The sequence below is a fragment of the Micromonospora sp. LOL_024 genome, assembly GCF_048060415.1.
Classification (GTDB): domain Bacteria; phylum Actinomycetota; class Actinomycetes; order Mycobacteriales; family Micromonosporaceae; genus Micromonospora.
The window spans coordinates 74,262-91,419 of record NZ_JBHMIS010000009.1; the positions used below are offsets into that span (position 1 = coordinate 74,262).

15 protein-coding genes are annotated in these 17,158 nt (G+C 70.8%); 9 read left to right on the plus strand and 6 right to left on the minus strand.

What is annotated here, in order from left to right:
• Positions 1-20: 20 nt before the first annotated feature.
• From ACFHWY_RS12885 to ACFHWY_RS12905, 5 genes are all read right to left on the minus strand, one after another.
• Complete coding sequence (locus ACFHWY_RS12885) at positions 21-791, minus strand: type II secretion system F family protein (protein ID WP_416580399.1); 771 nt, start codon at positions 789-791, stop codon at positions 21-23.
• A complete protein-coding gene (locus ACFHWY_RS12890) occupies positions 791-1,969 on the minus strand; it encodes a hypothetical protein (protein ID WP_416580400.1) in 1,179 nt (392 codons plus the stop codon). The genes ACFHWY_RS12885 and ACFHWY_RS12890 overlap by 1 nt, the downstream gene beginning before the upstream one ends.
• Complete coding sequence (locus ACFHWY_RS12895) at positions 1,966-3,177, minus strand: TadA family conjugal transfer-associated ATPase (protein ID WP_416580401.1); 1,212 nt, start codon at positions 3,175-3,177, stop codon at positions 1,966-1,968. Before ACFHWY_RS12895 ends, ACFHWY_RS12890 begins: the two co-directional genes overlap by 4 nt.
• A complete protein-coding gene (gene ssd / locus ACFHWY_RS12900; protein WP_416580402.1) occupies positions 3,174-4,277 on the minus strand; it encodes a septum site-determining protein Ssd in 1,104 nt (367 codons plus the stop codon). The genes ACFHWY_RS12895 and ssd overlap by 4 nt, the downstream gene beginning before the upstream one ends.
• Positions 4,278-4,774: 497 nt before the next feature.
• On the minus strand, positions 4,775-5,044 hold the full coding sequence (locus ACFHWY_RS12905) for a hypothetical protein (protein WP_416580496.1): 270 nt from the start codon (positions 5,042-5,044) through the stop codon (positions 4,775-4,777).
• Positions 5,045-5,177: 133 nt separating this feature from the next.
• Here ACFHWY_RS12905 and ACFHWY_RS12910 point away from each other — a divergent pair, with 133 nt between their 5' ends.
• The 6 genes from ACFHWY_RS12910 to ACFHWY_RS12935 all read left to right on the plus strand — a co-directional run bounded on the left by ACFHWY_RS12910 (position 5,178) and on the right by ACFHWY_RS12935 (position 10,142).
• Positions 5,178-5,411 carry a hypothetical protein gene (locus ACFHWY_RS12910; protein WP_416580488.1) on the plus strand — a complete coding sequence of 78 codons (234 nt, stop codon included), beginning with the start codon at positions 5,178-5,180 and terminating at the stop codon, positions 5,409-5,411.
• Positions 5,412-6,042: 631 nt separating this feature from the next.
• Complete coding sequence (locus tag ACFHWY_RS12915; RefSeq protein ID WP_416580489.1) at positions 6,043-6,345, plus strand: DUF6896 domain-containing protein; 303 nt, start codon at positions 6,043-6,045, stop codon at positions 6,343-6,345.
• Between the two features lie 268 nt (positions 6,346-6,613).
• On the plus strand, positions 6,614-7,123 hold the full coding sequence (locus tag ACFHWY_RS12920; protein WP_416580403.1) for a SigE family RNA polymerase sigma factor: 510 nt from the start codon (positions 6,614-6,616) through the stop codon (positions 7,121-7,123).
• The gene (locus tag ACFHWY_RS12925; protein WP_416580404.1) at positions 7,120-7,968 is read left to right on the plus strand and encodes a hypothetical protein; all 849 of its coding nucleotides are present in this window, start codon (positions 7,120-7,122) and stop codon (positions 7,966-7,968) included. The genes ACFHWY_RS12920 and ACFHWY_RS12925 overlap by 4 nt, the downstream gene beginning before the upstream one ends.
• A gap of 773 nt (positions 7,969-8,741) precedes the next feature.
• Positions 8,742-9,227, plus strand: a complete 486-nt coding sequence (locus ACFHWY_RS12930; protein ID WP_416580490.1) for a tyrosine-type recombinase/integrase — start codon at positions 8,742-8,744, stop codon at positions 9,225-9,227.
• 108 nt (positions 9,228-9,335) lie between these two features.
• Positions 9,336-10,142: an HAD family hydrolase gene (locus tag ACFHWY_RS12935; protein WP_416580405.1), complete on the plus strand. Its 807-nt coding sequence runs from the start codon at positions 9,336-9,338 to the stop codon at positions 10,140-10,142.
• Positions 10,143-10,150: 8 nt separating this feature from the next.
• Here the strand turns inward: ACFHWY_RS12935 and ACFHWY_RS12940 are convergent, their stop codons facing one another.
• On the minus strand, positions 10,151-10,897 hold the full coding sequence (locus ACFHWY_RS12940) for an oxidoreductase (protein WP_416580406.1): 747 nt from the start codon (positions 10,895-10,897) through the stop codon (positions 10,151-10,153).
• A 331-nt stretch (positions 10,898-11,228) separates the two neighbouring features.
• Here ACFHWY_RS12940 and acs point away from each other — a divergent pair, with 331 nt between their 5' ends.
• The 3 genes from acs to ACFHWY_RS12955 all read left to right on the plus strand — a co-directional run bounded on the left by acs (position 11,229) and on the right by ACFHWY_RS12955 (position 17,151).
• The gene (acs, locus tag ACFHWY_RS12945) at positions 11,229-13,223 is read left to right on the plus strand and encodes an acetate--CoA ligase (RefSeq protein WP_416580407.1); all 1,995 of its coding nucleotides are present in this window, start codon (positions 11,229-11,231) and stop codon (positions 13,221-13,223) included.
• 250 nt (positions 13,224-13,473) lie between these two features.
• Entirely contained in the window at positions 13,474-15,879 is a 2,406-nt protein-coding gene (locus ACFHWY_RS12950) for an immune inhibitor A domain-containing protein (RefSeq protein ID WP_416580491.1), read from the plus strand.
• A gap of 339 nt (positions 15,880-16,218) precedes the next feature.
• Entirely contained in the window at positions 16,219-17,151 is a 933-nt protein-coding gene (locus ACFHWY_RS12955) for an alpha/beta fold hydrolase (protein ID WP_416580408.1), read from the plus strand.
• Positions 17,152-17,158 lie beyond the last annotated feature (7 nt).

Consider the following 17,158-nt stretch of genomic DNA (forward strand, 5'->3'; position numbering starts at 1 on the left):
TTCGTCCCTTCTCGATGGGTTCACAACACGTCGCCGAGGACGGCGACGATCACCGGCACCAGGCCGGCGAGAATGAAGGCGGGCAGGAAGCAGAGGCCCAGCGGCAGTACGATCAGCACGCCCGCACGCCGGGCGGCCGCCTCCAGCGCGGTGGCACGGTCAGCGCGAAGATCATCGGCAAGCCGGCCGAGGGCACCCGCCAGTGCCGCCCCGCTGCTCGCCGAGCGGACCGCGGCGGTGGCGACGCGATCCGCTCCCGGCACCGTCGCCAGATGCGCCCACGCCTCCTGCGGACCGCCGCCGAGTTGGAGGGTCCGGCCTACCCGGCCCAACTGATCCGCCAGCGGGCCGCCGAGCGCATCGGCCACCGCGAGTACCGCTCGTTCCACCGGCGCTCCTGCCCGCAGCGCTGCCCCCAGCAGGTCGGCAGCGAGAGGAAGGTCGGCTGCGGCACGCAGTCGCCGACGCCGCACGGCCGGCTGCTCGATCCTCCGCAGTAGCCGGTCGAGCAGGAGCATTGTGGGCAGCGCCGCTCCCAGGCCGAGCGCGCCCTCGATCAGCACCGCAACCGCCGCCCCCGTCAGCACGGCGGCGATCCGGACCAGGTCGGGCCGCCGGCCGCCGGGTACGCGGGCAGGAGCGTCGCCACCACTATCCGGAAGGCGGGCGGCCCACGCACCGCTCGACAGCCGCCGTAACCGACGCAGCGGCCGATGCCGACCAACCACGACCACGACGATCGAGGCGGCACCGGCCAGGCAGCCGGCGACGACCAGGGTCATCGAGGCCATCAGTTCTCCCCGCCCGGGACGGCCGCGAGTCGCTCCGCCCAGAGCAACCCGATCGCTTGGAGGATCACCGCGGCGATCGCACAGCCGCCACCCACCGGCGTGTGCAGCAGGACCTGAAGGGGATCCACCCCGATCCCGTAGCCAAGACCGATACCGCCCAGCGGTAGGGCGGCCAGCAGCCAGGCGGTCGCCCGAGCCCCGGCGCCCTGGGCCGCCGCCGCGGCCAGCCCTCGCTCCGCCGACCGCGCATCGGACTCGATCCGCTCGACCAACTCGGCCAGCGGGGCACCGGTCCGGTCGGCGAGACGTATCGCGGCCCGGGCCAGCCGCCCAGGGCGGTCCACAGGGATCGCCGCCCCCGCTGAGCCGCCGGCCGAGACGGCCCCGCCACCTCCGTCGCCGTCCATCGCTACGGCGACCGCCTGGCCCGGGGCGCAATCGACGCTCGATGCCACACCACCGAGCCTCAGCACCTCCGCGGCCACCGGCACCGGCAGCCCGACCCGAAGATCCGCCGCGAGGGCGCACAGTTGGTCCAACCGCTCGCGACGGGCCCGCGCCACCCGGAGCGCCGTCGCGCGCCGGAGCAGCCCCCGCACGCCGAGGGAGCCGTATCCGGCCAGGGCAAACGCCGCCACCGGACCAGCGAGGAGCAGACCGATCCCCGCGCCGAACAATGCGGTGAGCAGCAGGGTGCGCCGTGGTCTCGCCGCCCACCAGCCCAGACCGGTCGCGGTTGCTGAACCCGTCAGGGGTGCACCGCCGGGCAGGGTGGCGCCGGTCGGGCCTCGACTGCTCCGCCAGCCCGGCGGACGGGACACGGCAGGCAAGGTCGGCAGGGGCGCCGCACCCGGCAGGGCCGACGCCGCCGGGCCGGACACGGCAGGTGGCTTCGGCAGAGCCGGCAGTGACCCACCGGCCACACCGGCCGGGCCAGGTGTGCCGGTGGCTGTCGGCCATTCCACACCCGTGCGATACCGCTGGCCCCGCCGCAGGTCGCCGGGACCGTCGCCATCAACCTGCCTGCCCGCCGCGCGTAGCTCGACGACCCAGTCGATCAACGGATCGTCGGCCTCCGCCCGGCCGGCCGCGCCCCTGCCCGGAAGTAGGCGAGCCCGGACAGGGCGCATTGCAACAGCCAGCAGCGCCAGAGCCACGAGCCAATACACGACGCTCATGTCGGCATCCCGCTGCGCGCTGCCGATCCGGGCCAGGGCTCACACAGGATCGGTGGCACCGGGACGTCGCGGCTCCGGATCAGAGTGCCGAGAGCACGGGCCGCGAGCCCGAGCCCACGACCCCGGATCCAGGCGGGAACAGCGGTGACCAGCCGGTCGGGCCCCTCGGGCAGCAGCAGGCAGATCGACTCCAGCATGCGTCCCTGCGGCGTGCGACGAATCTGGAACACCACCTGAAGCGCGGCAGCCACCTGAGCGTGCAGGGCCAGGCGTGGTAGCCCACCCAGTAGGCCGAGCGCCTCCAGACGGGCGGGTACGTCCGACGGGGTGTTGGCGTGCATCGTCCCGGCACCGCCGTCGTGACCCGTGTTGAGGGCCGAGAGAAGGTCGACCACCTCCCCGCCCCGGCACTCGCCGACCACCAGCCGATCCGGCCGCATCCGCAACGCCTGCCGAACCAGTTCACTCAGGCCGACGGCACCCGTACCCTCCACATTGGCGGTGCGGGCCTGCAACCCGACCACGTGCGGGTGCACCGGCCGCACCTCGGCCGCGTCCTCGACCAGCACGATCCGCTCGGTGGCGGGCACCAACCCGAGCAGCGTGTTCAACAGAGTCGTCTTGCCCGAACCCGTACCGCCGATAACCAGGTAGGCGAGCCGGGCCGCCACCACTGCGGCGAGCACCGGCGCCACCGGACGGGCCACGGCACCCTGCGTGACCAGCTCGTCCAGAGTGAAAGGTCGCTGCCGGAAGGTGCGCAGCGACAGGTACGGACCGTCGGTCGCAACCGGCGACAGCACCGCGTGTAGTCGCGTACCGTCAGCCAGCCGCGCGTCCGCGCACGGCGAACCGTCGTCCAGTCTGCGGCCGGCCCCGGCGGCGAGCCGCTGCGCGAGCCGGCGTACGTCCTCCGCTGTGCCCACCGGCACCGCGACCTGGTGCAGCCCCTGCCCACGGTCGACCCACACCCGGGCCCCGTTGACGAGTACGTCCGTAACCTCGGGATCGGCCAGCAGCGGCGCCAACGGGCCGGCGCCTACCAGGTCGTCGCGTACCTGATCGGCGATCCGCAGCAGGGCGTTGTCACCGAGTACGGCGGCATCGGGCTCGGCGCGTACCGCGGAGACGATTGCGGCCGGGGTGACCGGCGTGGTGCCGGCGGCGATCCGCTGCCGGACGCGGGCCGCGAGGTTCTCCCCGGTCACGCCACACCCGCTGCGGGCCGCCCTGTGAGGTCGGTGACTATCCGCTGGCAGAGCCCGGCCAGCGAGCCCCGGCCACCGGCGGCCGGTGCCTCACCCCGTTCGAGACCGCGGCAGATTCCCGGTTCCGGCCGCAGGGTGCCGGCCAGCGGCAGGCCGAGCGCTCGGGCTACCTCCGCGGCACGGAGGTGGCCGGGTGCCGGGCCCCGGACGATGACCGACAGGTCGTGACAGTGTGGGGCGGCGGCCGCGACCACCCGGGCCGCGGCGGCGGTAGCCCGCAGTTCGGCGGGCACCACCACAAACGCTCGATCGGCCGCCTGGAGAGCCGTCACGGCCGCGTCGTCGAGTTGCCGGGGCAGGTCGACGACCACGAAGTCCCGGCCTCGACGGGCAGCGTCCAGGGTGGCCGCCATCGCTTCGGCCGGCACATTGATCAGATCGCCGCGATCCCAGGAGAGCACCACCAGGTCACCGCGGCTGGGCAGCGCGCGTACCAGGGCCGGGGCGTCGACCCGCCCGTCAGTTGCGGTCAGTGCCGGCCAGCGCAGCCCCTCCAACTGCTCCCAGCCGAGCACCAGGTCGAGGCCGCCGCCGAGCGGGTCGGCGTCGATCAGCAGCGTCCGCAGCCGCGCCCGGGCGGCGCAGACCGCGAGACCGCCGGCCAGGATGCTGGCACCTGCGCCGCCCCGTCCGCCGACCACGCCGACAATCCGCGCCCCCGCTGTGGGTGGGCCCTCGGTCCCGCACTCGGCGAACCGGTCGACCAGCCACGGCTCGGCGGCCGGCAGCACGGCGAGGTGTTCGGCACCGAGCAGGTCGGCCACCTGCCAGCCGGACTCGACTCCGCCAGCCAGGCCCACCAGGACCAACCGGGGGCGGCGCGGCAGCCGCGCCCGTAGGCACGGCTGGGCCTGGTCGGTCCCGACGAGGACCAGCGGGGCGGGTTGCCAGCGGGTCCGGGCGGCTGCCGGATCGGCGGCCACCTCCACCTCGACACCGCCGGCAGCGGCAAGCCGGAGCAAGTCGTCGAGCAGGTCGGCGTCCGAGGTAACGACCAGCGGAGGGTTCCGGCGTGACGGGACAGCGGTACGTGCTGGCATCGTGGCCTCCATGTGGACGGCGCGGGTTCGCTGCTCGAACCCTGCCCCCGGCGGCGCCCCCGACGAAGCCCCGACGAAACGTCCTGTGGACAAACAGGCCCTCTGTGGACAACACCCACGACGCTCGTTGATCTGCTATGCCGATCGGCCGCAGACCGCATACATTCGTCCCCCGTCAACCATGGCGGGAAGTGACGCGGACCACGCATAATCAACGTCCTGTGCCGTCGGCGGAACGGCACTCCTCGACGGATCGAGGTCATGAGGCAGCCCCCAGATCACGACGACGCCAACACCGAGCCGAGCCTCCGGATCGGGCCGTGGCTGTTCGATCCACGCTCCTACAGCCAGCCGCCGGTACCGCCGGCGCTCCCAGCCCCCGCGACGACACCGCTCCTTCGGGCCAGCGAGCCGCCGCCCACGCCGGCTGCGCCGGCTGCGCAAGAGGCCGACCTCACCCCTGTCGAGCCCACCCAGCCCGGCACCGCCCGTCGGGGTCACCTGCTCCTGCTGGTGGGCACCGCCAGCGCGGTCGTCGGTCTCATGGTCGCCGCGCTCTGGCCGACGGCCGAGCCGCCGTCGGCCGCCGCCCCGCAGCCGCCGGGCGGACGGGTCACCCCGGCGTCGGAAGTGCGGTCATCCCGTGACGTGCCGGTGTCACCGTCCGCACCAACCGCCTCGTCGTCCGTCGCCGGAGCCTCGTCCTCCCGTCCGGTGGCACCCAGCCGGACGACGGCGGCAGGATCCACGGCCACCCGAAAGGCCACGCGGCACCCCGGCCCGCCCAGCGTCAGCCCGAATCCACCCACCCGAGCGGCGACTCCGCCCCAGAGCACTCGCCCACCCGAGCCAAGGGACCTGACGCCGCAACCCGCATGGCGGGAGCGCGGCCTCCGCTCGGTGGGTGGTGGCGCCGAGACTAGCGTCGAGTTCGTCAACCTCAGATCGCGGTCTGTGATCATCTACTGGCTGGACCACCGCGGCCAGCGCAGGCAGTACGCGGTGCTGCGACCAGACGCTTCGCACCGGCAGCACACCTTCGTCGGCCACCCCTGGGTCGTGACCGACGGACGGGGCAGGGCGCTGGTCTGCTTCGAGCCGACCCGCACCCCCGCTCGGGCCGTGATCCGCTAGACAGGCCCTCCGTCAGGAAGACTCGCCTGCCTCACCGTCAACCCCGACGCCCCGACCGCTACATCCGACCCGGACGGCTACGGCACGATGGCGGCCTTCGATGCTTTCGCTGCCTCTGACGGTGAAGAGCCTCGTTGGATGGGCTGCCGACGAGATCGGGGAGGACTGTGACCTGTGATGGAGCGAAGTCTGAGAAAGGGACGACCTCAGTCGGGGGAAAGTGCCCTGATCGAGCGCCGTACCGCGTGGTCAGACGCACCGGTCGTGCCGTCGAACATGATCGAGTGTGTACTGCGGTACGGCGTTCGCTGACGATCCGCTGATTTTCAATGACGCGCTGCGGGCGCCCGAAGACGGCAGGAGGCCGCCCGCAGGGCAGTCCGCGAGCGCCTGTGCAACTGAACCCATGCCTTGCGAAGATCTAGACTGCTGTCGGTTGGCGTCGACTACCACAGCTGACCTGCTCGTCTCGTCGCCCCGCGTCCGCTTCGAAGGGTCAAAGGTCGCCCGCCTTGGCTGTACGGACGGCTGTACTAAATCGCCTTAGCGACCGCCCATAGTGATGACGTGGACGAGCGTGAACAGTTGGCGGTGGATGCCGTGAGGTCTTACGGGGGCAGCCCTCGAGCGGATCCGCGACCGCCTCTTCGCGGCCTATCCGGAGCTGACCGGCTTGTCCGATCTACTGACGGCGGTGAGGTCAACTCGGGTACTGCCTCGCGAAGGACGGTCGACCACGGGCATCGACTACTCCTTTCATGGCGCCGGTTGTCGCATGACCGACGAGCAACGCATAAAGGTTGACGTCGACCTGGTCGACGGCATCGAAGCCTTCGACGACTGGCGGGTCCATGCCTTCCTTGCAGCGCTGGTACGCGCTCTGATCCTGGCCGTCGAACCCGAAGTTCGGAAGGGCGCGCTCAACCGGTCGTGATGCCCGAAACGCTGCCCCGGTGGGTGGCTCGGTTGCGTCTCGTGCCCGCTCGTGACCGTTGGGCCTATGGCTACTGGCCCATGGATGGCCCGGGCTGGGCTGCGCGCTCGCCGGCCCTGCCGTTCGGACGTCGTCAGGTCGTCGCGTATCGGCCCGATCCGTTTCGATAGCCCGGTGAGAGTGGGGCCCCACGAATATTTCGCGCCGAGGAGCAACGCGCGGAGCCGGACCGAGCGTGACTATCTCGAATCGGGCATCGGAGGTTTGCATGGGTGATCGCGACGCGGCGTTCGCGGAGTACTTCGCTGCGAGGTCGGACGCGATGCGTGGCACCGCGTACCTGCTGTGCGGCGACTGGCACCGGGCAGAGGACCTGGTCCAGACCGCGTTCGTAAAGCTCTACCTGGCCTGGAACCGGATCGCCCGGCACGAGGTGCTCGACGCCTACGTGCGCCAGATCCTGGTCCGGACCTTCCTCTATGAGCGGCGCCGCGGCTGGTGGCGGCGGGAGCGGGTCGGCGGGGACGATGCCGAGCAGTCTGCACCGCCTGACTCGCCGGAAAGCCGGCTGGTGATGCTCCAGGCACTTGCCGCCGTACCACCGCGCCAGCGGGCCGTCCTGGTTCTTCGTTACTGGGAGGACCTGTCGGTCGAGGAGGCGGCGGCACTGCTGAGGTGCTCGACTGGGACGGTCAAGAGCCAGGCGGCCCGCGGGCTGGACACGCTGCACGGCCTCCTGCAGCCCATGCACAGCGGTATCGAGAAGGGGGAGCGATGAACGGAAATGAGTTGCGTGAGGCGCTGCGCAGCGAGATGGCGGCCGTCACCCCGCCGTCACCGCTGAGCACGGCCACCACGCTGGGCGCCGCTCGGCGGGCGCGTACCCGCCGCCGTACCGCTTGGGCCTGCGCCGGATCCGCGGCCGTGGTACTGGCGGTCGCCGGCGTCGCGGCAGTCGCCACGCCGGGCGCTGGCGGCTTCAGCCCGGCGGGTCCGGGGCCGCAGGCCGTCCCGCACCCGTCGGCCAAGGACACCGCGCAGCCGTGGCCCACCGGACCGGACGGCCGCCCGCAGGAGGACCGGACCGCGCGGGCGGGTTCCCGGCACGACCAGGGAATTCGGCTGCTCGACGAGATCGTCTCCGTCGTGCCCGCCGGCTACACCGCGCCCGAGGACCCGGCGAACCAGCCCGCTGACCAAAACCAACTGCGGGCCTACCAGGCCCAATTCGAGGACAATGTGAACGGCGTCGACGTGTGGAGTTACATGTCCTGGGCCGCCCTGGCGCAAGGGGAACGGACCGGGCGCTTACTCGTCGAGGTGCACACCTCAGGCAGTCAGCTACCGGCCGAACCGTGCCCGCTGGCCCAGCAGTTCTGGGGCATGCAGGGCGAGTGCGAGGTGGTGACTGTCGGAACGACACAGGTCGGCGTGGTAATTCGTCCTGGCAGCGACGACCGGTTCGACCAGTGGGCGGCGTACCGGCACCCGGACGGTGTGGTGGTCTTCGTCGCGCAGGACATGGAGCTCGGCGATGGCCGGCGGCCAGGGCTAGCGACCCTGCCGTTCTCTGTGCCGCAGCTGGCGGCCCTCGCCATCGACGAACGGTTCCACCTGCAGTGACTCGGCATCCCATGGGCTACTGCTGCCTAGCGGGACAAACAACGCCGCAAAGTGACAACTAACGCTGTCCGTCACGGATCTCCTCGTCGGGCAGTTGCCAGACCGTCCAGCCTCTCCGGACGGGGACAAGGTGGAGCGCCTACGTTCGAACAACCTTGGCCCCGTCCGGGGAGGCTGGTGGGCCTTGTGGTGCCCGACGAGGAAATCCGCGCCGCTGATCTCTGAGGAGGGCCGGGGTTCGGGGCGAAGCCCCGGGTCTTCAGGGTTCCTGGTCGTCCCGTAAGCGTGGCCGGCCGGCGCGGCACGCTTGCGGGCCGCCTTGATCCTACAGAGAGTGTTTCGGCAGTTTGTTGTGCGGCTGAGCTGACTTGTTCTGTCATGCAGACAACCCATAAGCTGCGGTGATTCATGCAGTGTTCATAGGTGCTACACCCTGTCCTGACCCGGCTGCGTCAATCCAGCCGGCGACTCAACGGCACATCCAGCCAGCAATCCGCGACGTGACTCGCCCGTCTCCGTTGGTAGTGCGCACTGGCTCTTCACGGCGGGGAACCGGCGCATCGCCAGGCGGCCGGGCGTTGGTCTTCGCCGACCGGGACGGCGGGCCGCAGCGGCGGTCGAACTTCCGGCGGCGGGTGTGGCTGCCATCGCTGGTACGGGCCGGGCTGCTCGGCCGGGTCGCCGAGGTGGCGGCGGGCCGGTGGCTGACGGTGTGGCCGGATCGGGACAGCCGGGAGCAGCGGGCGGAGTTCGCCACGGAGGCGGCGGCGCACGTGGCGGCCTCGGCGGTCGGCGGGCTGCGGTTCCACGACCTCCGGCACTCGTACATCACGTGGCTGATGACCGACGGCGTGCCGGTCAACGTGGTGCGGCGGGCGGTGGGGCACGAGAAGGCATCGACGACGCTGGACCGGTACACGCACACGCCCGACGACTACGCCGACCGGGTGCGGCTGATGTTCGCTGACTTTCCGCCTGTCGCCCGGCCCGGCCCACCTGGGAGGGGCACCTTCACCTGGCCCGGAACGGAACCGGGAAAGGGACGACCCCCGTCGGGGGGAGACGGGGGCCGTCGGAGGTTCGGCTCCGGGGGGGTCGAGCCGAACCCACTCAGCGGTCACGGGGGGTGCGACCGCCGAGGGTCTGCCAGTTGTACGAGTCGTGAAAACTCGCCCTGTAAGCAAGTCTGCCTGAGCGGACCTGTGTACGTCGAGTGGTGTAACCTCCACTCCCTGCGAAATCGAGTCCGCAGAGTGTGACCGTGGTCACTATTCGCAGGCGTAGCTGATGGTCGGCCCGCAGGTCCGAGCACTCTTCGGCACCCGGGTACCCGCCGACCATAGACCATCGGGCTAGACTTTCGCGCCGTGGGCCGAAGTGCCGCTTTCTTCGATCTGGACAAGACTGTCATCGCCAAGTCGAGCGCTCTGGCGTTCGGCAGGCCGTTCTACCGGGACGGCCTGATCACCCGGCGTGACGTGGTCAAATCTGCGTACGCCCAGCTGATGTTCCGGCTGGGCGGCACCGACGAGCAGACCATGGCGCGGACCCGCGACTACCTTGCCACGCTCTGCAAGGGGTGGCCGGTTGAACAGGTCCGCCAGATCGTCGCGGAGACGCTACATGAGCTGATCAACCCCTACGTGTACGCCGAGGCGGCTGCCCTCATCGAGGAGCACCAGGCCGCCGGCCGGGACGTGGTGCTGGTCTCCGCCTCGGGTGAGGAGATGGTGCGTCCCATCGGTGTGCTGCTCGGGGTGACCGACGTGATCGCCACCCGGATGGGCGTGGTCGACGGCCGGTACAGCGGCGAGGTCGAGTTCTACGCGGCCGGCCCGAGCAAGGTGGCGGGGGTAGGTGAGCTCGCCACCGAGCGCGGGTACGACCTTGCCGACTCGTACGCCTACTCCGACTCGTACAGTGATCGGCCGTTGCTGGAATGCGTGGGGCACCCGACGGTGGTCAATCCTGACCGGCAGCTGCGCCGGCTGGCGGTGGAGAACGCCTGGCCTGTGCTGGAGTTCCGGCATCCGATCCCGCTGGGTCGGCGGCTGCGGGAGCGGCCCGCCGTGCCGGTCGCCGCGGCCGCGCTCGGCGTGGGTGTCGGGGTGGCCATCGGCATCGCCTGGTACGGCCGGCACCGTCGCACCCGCGCCAGCACCTCGCCGGCCTGATGCCGGGCTCAGGTGGTCGCCAGCACCTCGTCACCGATCGCGGTGAGCTGGTCGGCGCCCGCCTCGATCGCCGACATGTAGTGGCGCAGCCAGGATCGTAGGCCGTCGGGGGTGCCGGTGGCGAAGGCTCCGGCCGCACCCACGTACTCCGGTTCGCGTTCACGGTGGCCGACGTCGACGGCGAGCAGTCCGCGCGGGTCGAAGCCGGTGGAGAGCAGCACCAGGCGGGCCGCGCCGCGGGCGACCACGCCGGAGGGGCCGGCGAACGGACGCAGGTTCAGCAGTTCCCCGTGTACGACGGCGGCCAGCACCAGCGGGGGTACCCGGGTGCCGCCGGCCACCAGCCCGGCCAGCCCGTCCAGCCGGGCGGCGACCGCCGGGTCGTCGACCGGGCGGCCCAGGTCGGCCTCGGCGACGACGTCGCGGGCGGCGAGCACGTGGAGTTTCGCCAGTGCCTGTCGGGGAGCCTTGGGCCAGAGCTCGCTCAGCCTGGAAAGTGCCCCGGCCACCCGCAGCGCACCCTGGAGCACCGGTTCGGTGACGGTGCCGTCGCGGACTGCCTCCCGCTCGTGGGCGCGGCCCTCCAGTGCGGCGCTGGCCACCGCGGAGCGCAGGCCCACCTCGGCCACCACGGGGCCGCCGTGGCGGCGCAGCGCACGGTGGCCGAGCGTCTGGTCGAATCGGGTGCGGGCACGCTCCACGGCGTCGGCGATGTCGGCGAGTTCGAGTAGCGGCGCGAGCGGGTCGGCGGTCACCCCGTCACGCTAGCGACCCGGCGGGAGTGGCCGGGCAGGAGTGGCCGTCAACGCGACGCGCCCCACGACCTGCAGTGTCAACAGGGGCCCTTGCTCTACCGGAGGCGTTGACAGGGACCCTCCTTGCACCTCGGCGCGTGAGATGGTCCGTTTGGCGACGAGGGCGAAGGGGATCGGTCGCCGTGGCCGGCCGCCCGGACTAACCTGCCGGGGAGAGACGCAGGTCACCCGGAGCTACGAGGAGTCACCGTATGAGCGAGCGGCAGCGAGCGAATCACCAACGCAGCGCGCTGGAGCCTCATGCCGGCACGAAGCGAAGCGGAGTGCTGGCATGAGCGAGGCATTGGCCAATCTGCTGAACGAGACTCGCCAGTTCCCGCCGCCAGCTGAACTCGCCGCGCACGCCAACGTCACCGCCGACGCGTACGCCGAGGCGCAGGCCGACCGGCTGGCCTTCTGGGAGCGTCAGGCCGGGCGGCTGAGCTGGGCCAGGCAGTGGGACCAGGTGCTGGACTGGTCCACGCCTCCTTTCGCGAAGTGGTTCGTCGGCGGGCAGTTGAACGTGGCGTACAACTGTCTTGACCGGCATGTCGAGGCCGGCCGGGGTGACCGGGTGGCGATCCACTGGGAGGGTGAGCCGGGCGACACCCGCACCATCACCTACGCCGAACTGCACCGGATGACCTGCCAGGCGGCGAACGCGCTCACCGACCTGGGCGTGGTCGCCGGTGACCGGGTGGCGATCTATCTGCCGATGGTCCCGGAGGCGGCGGTCGCCATGCTTGCCTGTGCCCGGATCGGCGCCACGCACAACGTGGTCTTCGGTGGTTTCTCCGCCGAGTCGCTGACGAACCGGATCCAGGACGCCTCGGCCAAGGTGGTGATCACCGCCGATGGTGGCTACCGGCGGGGCAAGCCGTCCGCGCTGAAGCCGACCGTCGACGACGCGGTGGCGAACTGCCCGTCGGTCGAGCACGTCCTGGTGGTTCGGCGGACCGGTGAGGAGGTCGGCTGGTCGCAGCGGGACCACTGGTGGCACGAGACGGTGGAGCAGGCGTCCGCCGAGCACCAGGCGCAGCCGTTCGACGCCGAGCACCCCCTGTTCATCCTGTACACCAGCGGCACCACCGCCCGCCCGAAGGGCATCCTGCACAGCACCGGCGGCTACCTGACCCAGACGTCGTACACCTCGCACGCGGTCTTCGACCTCAAGCCGGAGAGCGACGTCTACTGGTGCACGGCGGACATCGGCTGGGTGACCGGCCACTCCTACATCGTGTACGGCCCGCTCTCCAACGGCGTCAGCCAGGTGATGTACGAGGGCACGCCGGACACGCCGCACAAGGGCCGGTTCTGGGAGATCGTCGACAGGTACGGCGTCACGGTCCTCTACACCGCGCCGACGCTGATCCGCACCATGATGAAGTGGGGCGAGGACATCCCGACCGGCTACGACCTGTCGACGTTGCGGCTGCTGGGCAGCGTCGGCGAGCCGATCAACCCCGAGGCGTGGATGTGGTACCGGCAGTACGTCGGGCGGGGCGAACTGCCGATCGTAGACACCTGGTGGCAGACGGAAACCGGCAGCATGATGATTTCGCCGCTGCCGGGGGTGACCGCCGCCAAGCCGGGCTCGGCGATGACCCCGCTGCCGGGTGTCACCGCCGACGTGGTGGACGACCAGGGGCAGTCGGTGCCGAACGGTGGCGGCGGCTACCTCGTCCTGCGTGAGCCGTGGCCGTCGATGCTGCGCACCATCTGGGGCGACGACAACCGCTTCATCGAGACGTACTGGTCCCGGTTCGGGGCGGGTGCGAGCGGCAACTCCGGCGATCCGTGGATCTACTTCGCGGGTGACGGTGCGAAGAAGGACGACGACGGGCACGTCTGGCTGCTGGGTCGCGTCGACGACGTGATGCTGGTGTCGGGGCACAACATCTCGACCACGGAGGTCGAGTCGGCGCTGGTCTCGCATCCGTCGGTGGCGGAGGCGGCGGTGGTCGGCGCCACCGACCCCACCACCGGTCAGGCGATCGTCGCCTTCGCCATCCCCCGTGGCAGCACCGATGTCTCCGGAGCGGCCGGCGAGCAGCTCATCGCCGACCTCCGCGACCACGTGTCGAAGACGCTCGGTCCGATCGCCAAGCCTCGGCAGATCATGTTGGTGCCCGAGTTGCCCAAGACCCGGTCCGGCAAGATCATGCGCCGGCTGCTGCGGGACGTGGCGGAGAACCGTTCACTGGGTGACGTGACGACGTTGCAGGACTCGTCCGTGATGACGCAGATCGCCTCCGGCATGGGTGCGGGGAAGTCCGACGAGGACTGAGGAGAAGGCGTACGACCTGGATGGGTGGTGGTCCGAGTGGACCACCGCCCATCGTCGTGTTCGGCGGCGCCTCACCGGGCCGACCTCCTAGGACAGTGAACCCTCTTCTACAACAGTCCTTCGGATTGCTTCCCACCAGCCCCACCAGTGCCTAAATTCACCTACGGCCCCTTCGCGGGCCACCTCACCGGCCCGCAACCCCCACGGGCCGGTTCCCTCAATCCGGAGGTACCACGTGCGGAAAGTCGCAGTGGGTCTGCTCGGGCTCTCGTTGACCGCGACCGGACTGACGGTCGCCGGATCCGCCACCGCCACGCCGCAGCCGGAAACGCCGGCGGCCGCGTCATCCGGCGCGGAGCCCGCCCACGCCGAACACGACCTGCCGAACCCGCTGGAGGCCAAGCGCCGCGCCCTGCGTCAGGAGGGCCTCAGCGAGGTGCTCTCGGGCCGCGCCACAACGCGACGGATCAACGGCAGCACAGTGGTCGAGGTAGGCGAACGGGCCACCCGTGGCGGCATGGCCGATCGCCGGGCCAGGACAACCAAGGGCGGCAGCGGCCCCACCGAGAAACAGTACGTCGAGTTGTCCCGGGAGAAGACCGATCGGATCTTCGTGATCCTCGCCGAGTTCGGCGACAAGCGGCACCCGGACTACCCCGACCAGGACACCGATCCGGACGTCGCAGGCCCCGTCCGGTTCGACGGTCCGACGCACAACGAGATCCCCGAGCCGAACCGGTCAACGGACAACTCCACCGTCTGGCAGCCGGACTACGACGCCGACCACTACCGGAAGCTCTACTTCGGTACCGGCCCGGGCGACGAGTCGGTGAAGCAGTACTACGAGGCCCAGTCCTCGGGCCGGTACAGCGTCGACGGCGTGGTCACCGACTGGGTCAAGGTCGACTACAACCAGGCCCGGTACGGCCGCTCCAGCGGCTACCCGTGCGAGTCGATCGTCTGCACCAACGTCTGGGCGTTGGTGCGCGACGCCGCCAACCAGTGGGTGGCCGGGCAGCAGGCGTCGGGCCGCAGCGACGAGGAGATCGCCGCCGACGTGCGGGCGATGGACCAGTGGGACCGTTACGACCACGATTCCGACGGCGACTTCAACGAGCCCGACGGCTACCTCGACCACTTCCAGATCGTGCACGCCGGCGGCGACATGGCCGACGGCGACCCGATCCACGGCGAGGACGCCATCTGGAGCCACCGCTGGTACGCGTACGCCTCCGATCAGGGGCGCACCGGCCCGCCGAACTTCCCGGCCGGCGGCACCCAGATCGGCGGCACCGGCATCTGGATCGGCGACTACACCATCCAGCCGGAGAACGGCGGCCGGAGCGTCTTCTACCACGAGTACGCCCACGATCTCGGCCTGCCGGACGACTACAACGTCATCAGCGGCGGCGACAACAACAACGAGCACTGGACGCTGATGGCGCAGAGCCGGCTCGGCGCCAAGAACGACGGCGGCATCGGCGAGCGCGGCGGCGACCTCGGTGCCTGGAACAAACTCCAGCTCGGCTGGCTCGCGTACGAGGTGATCGCGGCCGGGCAGAAGCGGACACTGACCCTCGGCCCACAGGAGTACGACACCACGGAGGCACAGGCCGCCGTGGTGGTGCTGCCCGAGCGGGAGTACACCTTCGACAACGGTGTGCCGTTCGAGGGCACCAGGCAGTTCTTCTCCGGCGACGCCGACGATCTGAACAGCACCATGACCCGGACGTTCGACCTGACCGGGAAGTCGTCGGCGACGCTGTCGCTCAAGGGCCGCTACAGCATCGAGGAAGACTACGATTTCCTGTTCTTCGAGACCTCGGTCGACGGCGGACGGACCTGGACGTCCCAGTCCGGCAGCGTCGGCGGTCGGCCGTTGAGGGAGATCTCCCCTGGCAGGTTCGCGTTGGACGGCAGCTCCGACGACAAGTGGGTGGACATCGAGATCCCGCTGGACTCGGCGGCCGGCCACGATGTCGCGTTCCGGCTGCGGTACCACACCGACGGCGGTGTCTCCGAAGGCGGGTTCTCCGCAGACGCGGTCACCCTGACCGTCGACGGCGAGACCGTCTTCGCCGACGGTGCCGAATCCGGCGCGGCGGACTGGGCGTTGGCCGGCGGGTTCGAGGTGGTGGAGGAGAGCTACACCCGGAGCTTCGCGAACTACTACATCGCGGGTACCCGGCAGCACATCTCGTACGACAAGTACCTGAAAACCGGGCCGTACTTCTTCGGGTACGCCGACACCAGACCCGACTACGTGGAGCACTACCCGTACCAGGAGGGTCTGTTGATCTCGTACTGGAACACCCGGTGGACGGACAACGACACGTTCGCGCACCCGGGCGAGGGCCGAAACTTGATCATCGACGCTCACCCGCGACCGATCTACAACCTGACCGGGCAGCCCTGGCGGGCCCGGATCCAGGTTCACGACGCGCCGTTCGGCCTCAAGAAGACGGACTCGTTCACGCTGCACCTGGACAGCCAGCCGCAGCATATCCGCGGCCAGGCCGCGCAGCCACTGTTCGACGACACCAAGCAGTACTGGTTCCCTGAGCTGCCGAACCACGGCGTCAAGCTTCCCGCAACCGGCACCAGGATCAAGGTGCTCAAGCAGAGCGGCACCTACACCAAGGTCCGTTTCTCGTGATTCACCGAGCAGCAACGTCGATGCCCCGGGCCGGTCACCTGCCCGGGGCATCACGCTGGGGAGAGGCTGCGCGAACCCTGCTGGCCGGCTCAGCCGCGGCGGTGACGGGTCCGTGCCTCACCCAGGTCACCGACGACGGTCGGTAGTACGCGCTGCACGAAGCCGACCACCACCTCCGCCACCGGCCACCTGGGTGCGGGCGAGAACCGGGCGAACCTGCGGTGGCGTGGACCGTGGTCCCGGAATCTCAGCCGGCATCCTGAAGCTCAGCCCGGCCGGCTGGCCGCTGCTGAGCGCCGCCGAGCGGACGATCGGCGTCGGGGTCCTAGGCTGTCGGTCATGACCGAGCAGCATGGCGGCGCCGTCGACGAGTCCTGCGTCCTCACGGAGGGACCCTGGACGCACCGGTTCGTCGGCGCCAACGGCAGCCGGTTCCACGTCGTCGAGGCGGGCACCGGTCCGATGGTGCTCTTCCTGCACGGCTTCCCCGAGCACTGGTGGGCCTGGCACCAGCTGCTGCCCGCCGTCGCCGACGCCGGCTTCCGCGCCGTCGCCATGGATCTGCGCGGCTACGGCGCCAGTGACAAGCCGCCCCGGGGATACGACGGCTACACGCTGGCCGCCGACGTCGCCGGGCTGATCCGCGCTCTGGGCGAACGCTCGGCGACCGTGGTCGGCGCCGGAGCCGGCGGGATGATCGCCTGGACGGTGGCGTCGTTCCACCCGAACCTGGTCCGCCGGCTGGTGGTACTCGGCGCTCCGCACCCACTGCGGCTACGCGCCGCTCTCTTCGCCGATCCGCGCGGCCAGTTCGCCGCCTCGACTTCCGCGCTGAAGTTCCAGCTCCCCCGCTACGAGCACCTGCTGACCCGCGACGAGGGGCGGGCCGTGGACGAGATCCTGCGCCGCTGGGGCGGCGTCCGCTGGGTCACCGGACCGGAGTTCGCCGGCTACGCGCGGCGCTACCGGGAGGGCATGTGCATCCCGCAGGCGGCGTTCTGCGCGCTGGAAGGCTACCGTTGGGCGTTCCGGTCGGTGCTGCGGCTACACGGTTACCGGTTCGTCAAGTTGATGCAGCGTCCGCTGGTGACCCCCACCCTGCAACTGCACGGCGCGCTCGACGTGGCCTCGCTGCCGCGTACCGCCCAGGGCTCGGGGCGCTACGTCAGCGCACTGTACGAATGGCGGCTGCTCGACGACGTCGGACACTTCCCGCACCTGGAGACACCGGAGCTGGTGCTGGGCGAGATTCTCCGCTGGGCGAAATCCTGACGCCGTT

Bases quoted from the DNA above. Each gene is read 5' to 3' on its own strand.
- ACFHWY_RS12920 (WP_416580403.1), top strand. From the start codon at position 6,614: ATGGGTGATCGCGACGCGGCGTTCGCGGAGTACTTCGCTGCGAGGTCG.
- ACFHWY_RS12890 (WP_416580400.1), bottom strand. From the start codon at position 1,969: ATGAGCGTCGTGTATTGGCTCGTGGCTCTGGCGCTGCTGGCTGTTGCA.
- ACFHWY_RS12925 (WP_416580404.1), top strand. From the start codon at position 7,120: ATGAACGGAAATGAGTTGCGTGAGGCGCTGCGCAGCGAGATGGCGGCC.
- ssd (WP_416580402.1), bottom strand. From the start codon at position 4,277: ATGCCAGCACGTACCGCTGTCCCGTCACGCCGGAACCCTCCGCTGGTC.
- ACFHWY_RS12955 (WP_416580408.1), top strand. From the start codon at position 16,219: ATGACCGAGCAGCATGGCGGCGCCGTCGACGAGTCCTGCGTCCTCACG.
- acs (WP_416580407.1), top strand. From the start codon at position 11,229: ATGAGCGAGGCATTGGCCAATCTGCTGAACGAGACTCGCCAGTTCCCG.
- ACFHWY_RS12885 (WP_416580399.1), bottom strand. From the start codon at position 791: ATGGCCTCGATGACCCTGGTCGTCGCCGGCTGCCTGGCCGGTGCCGCC.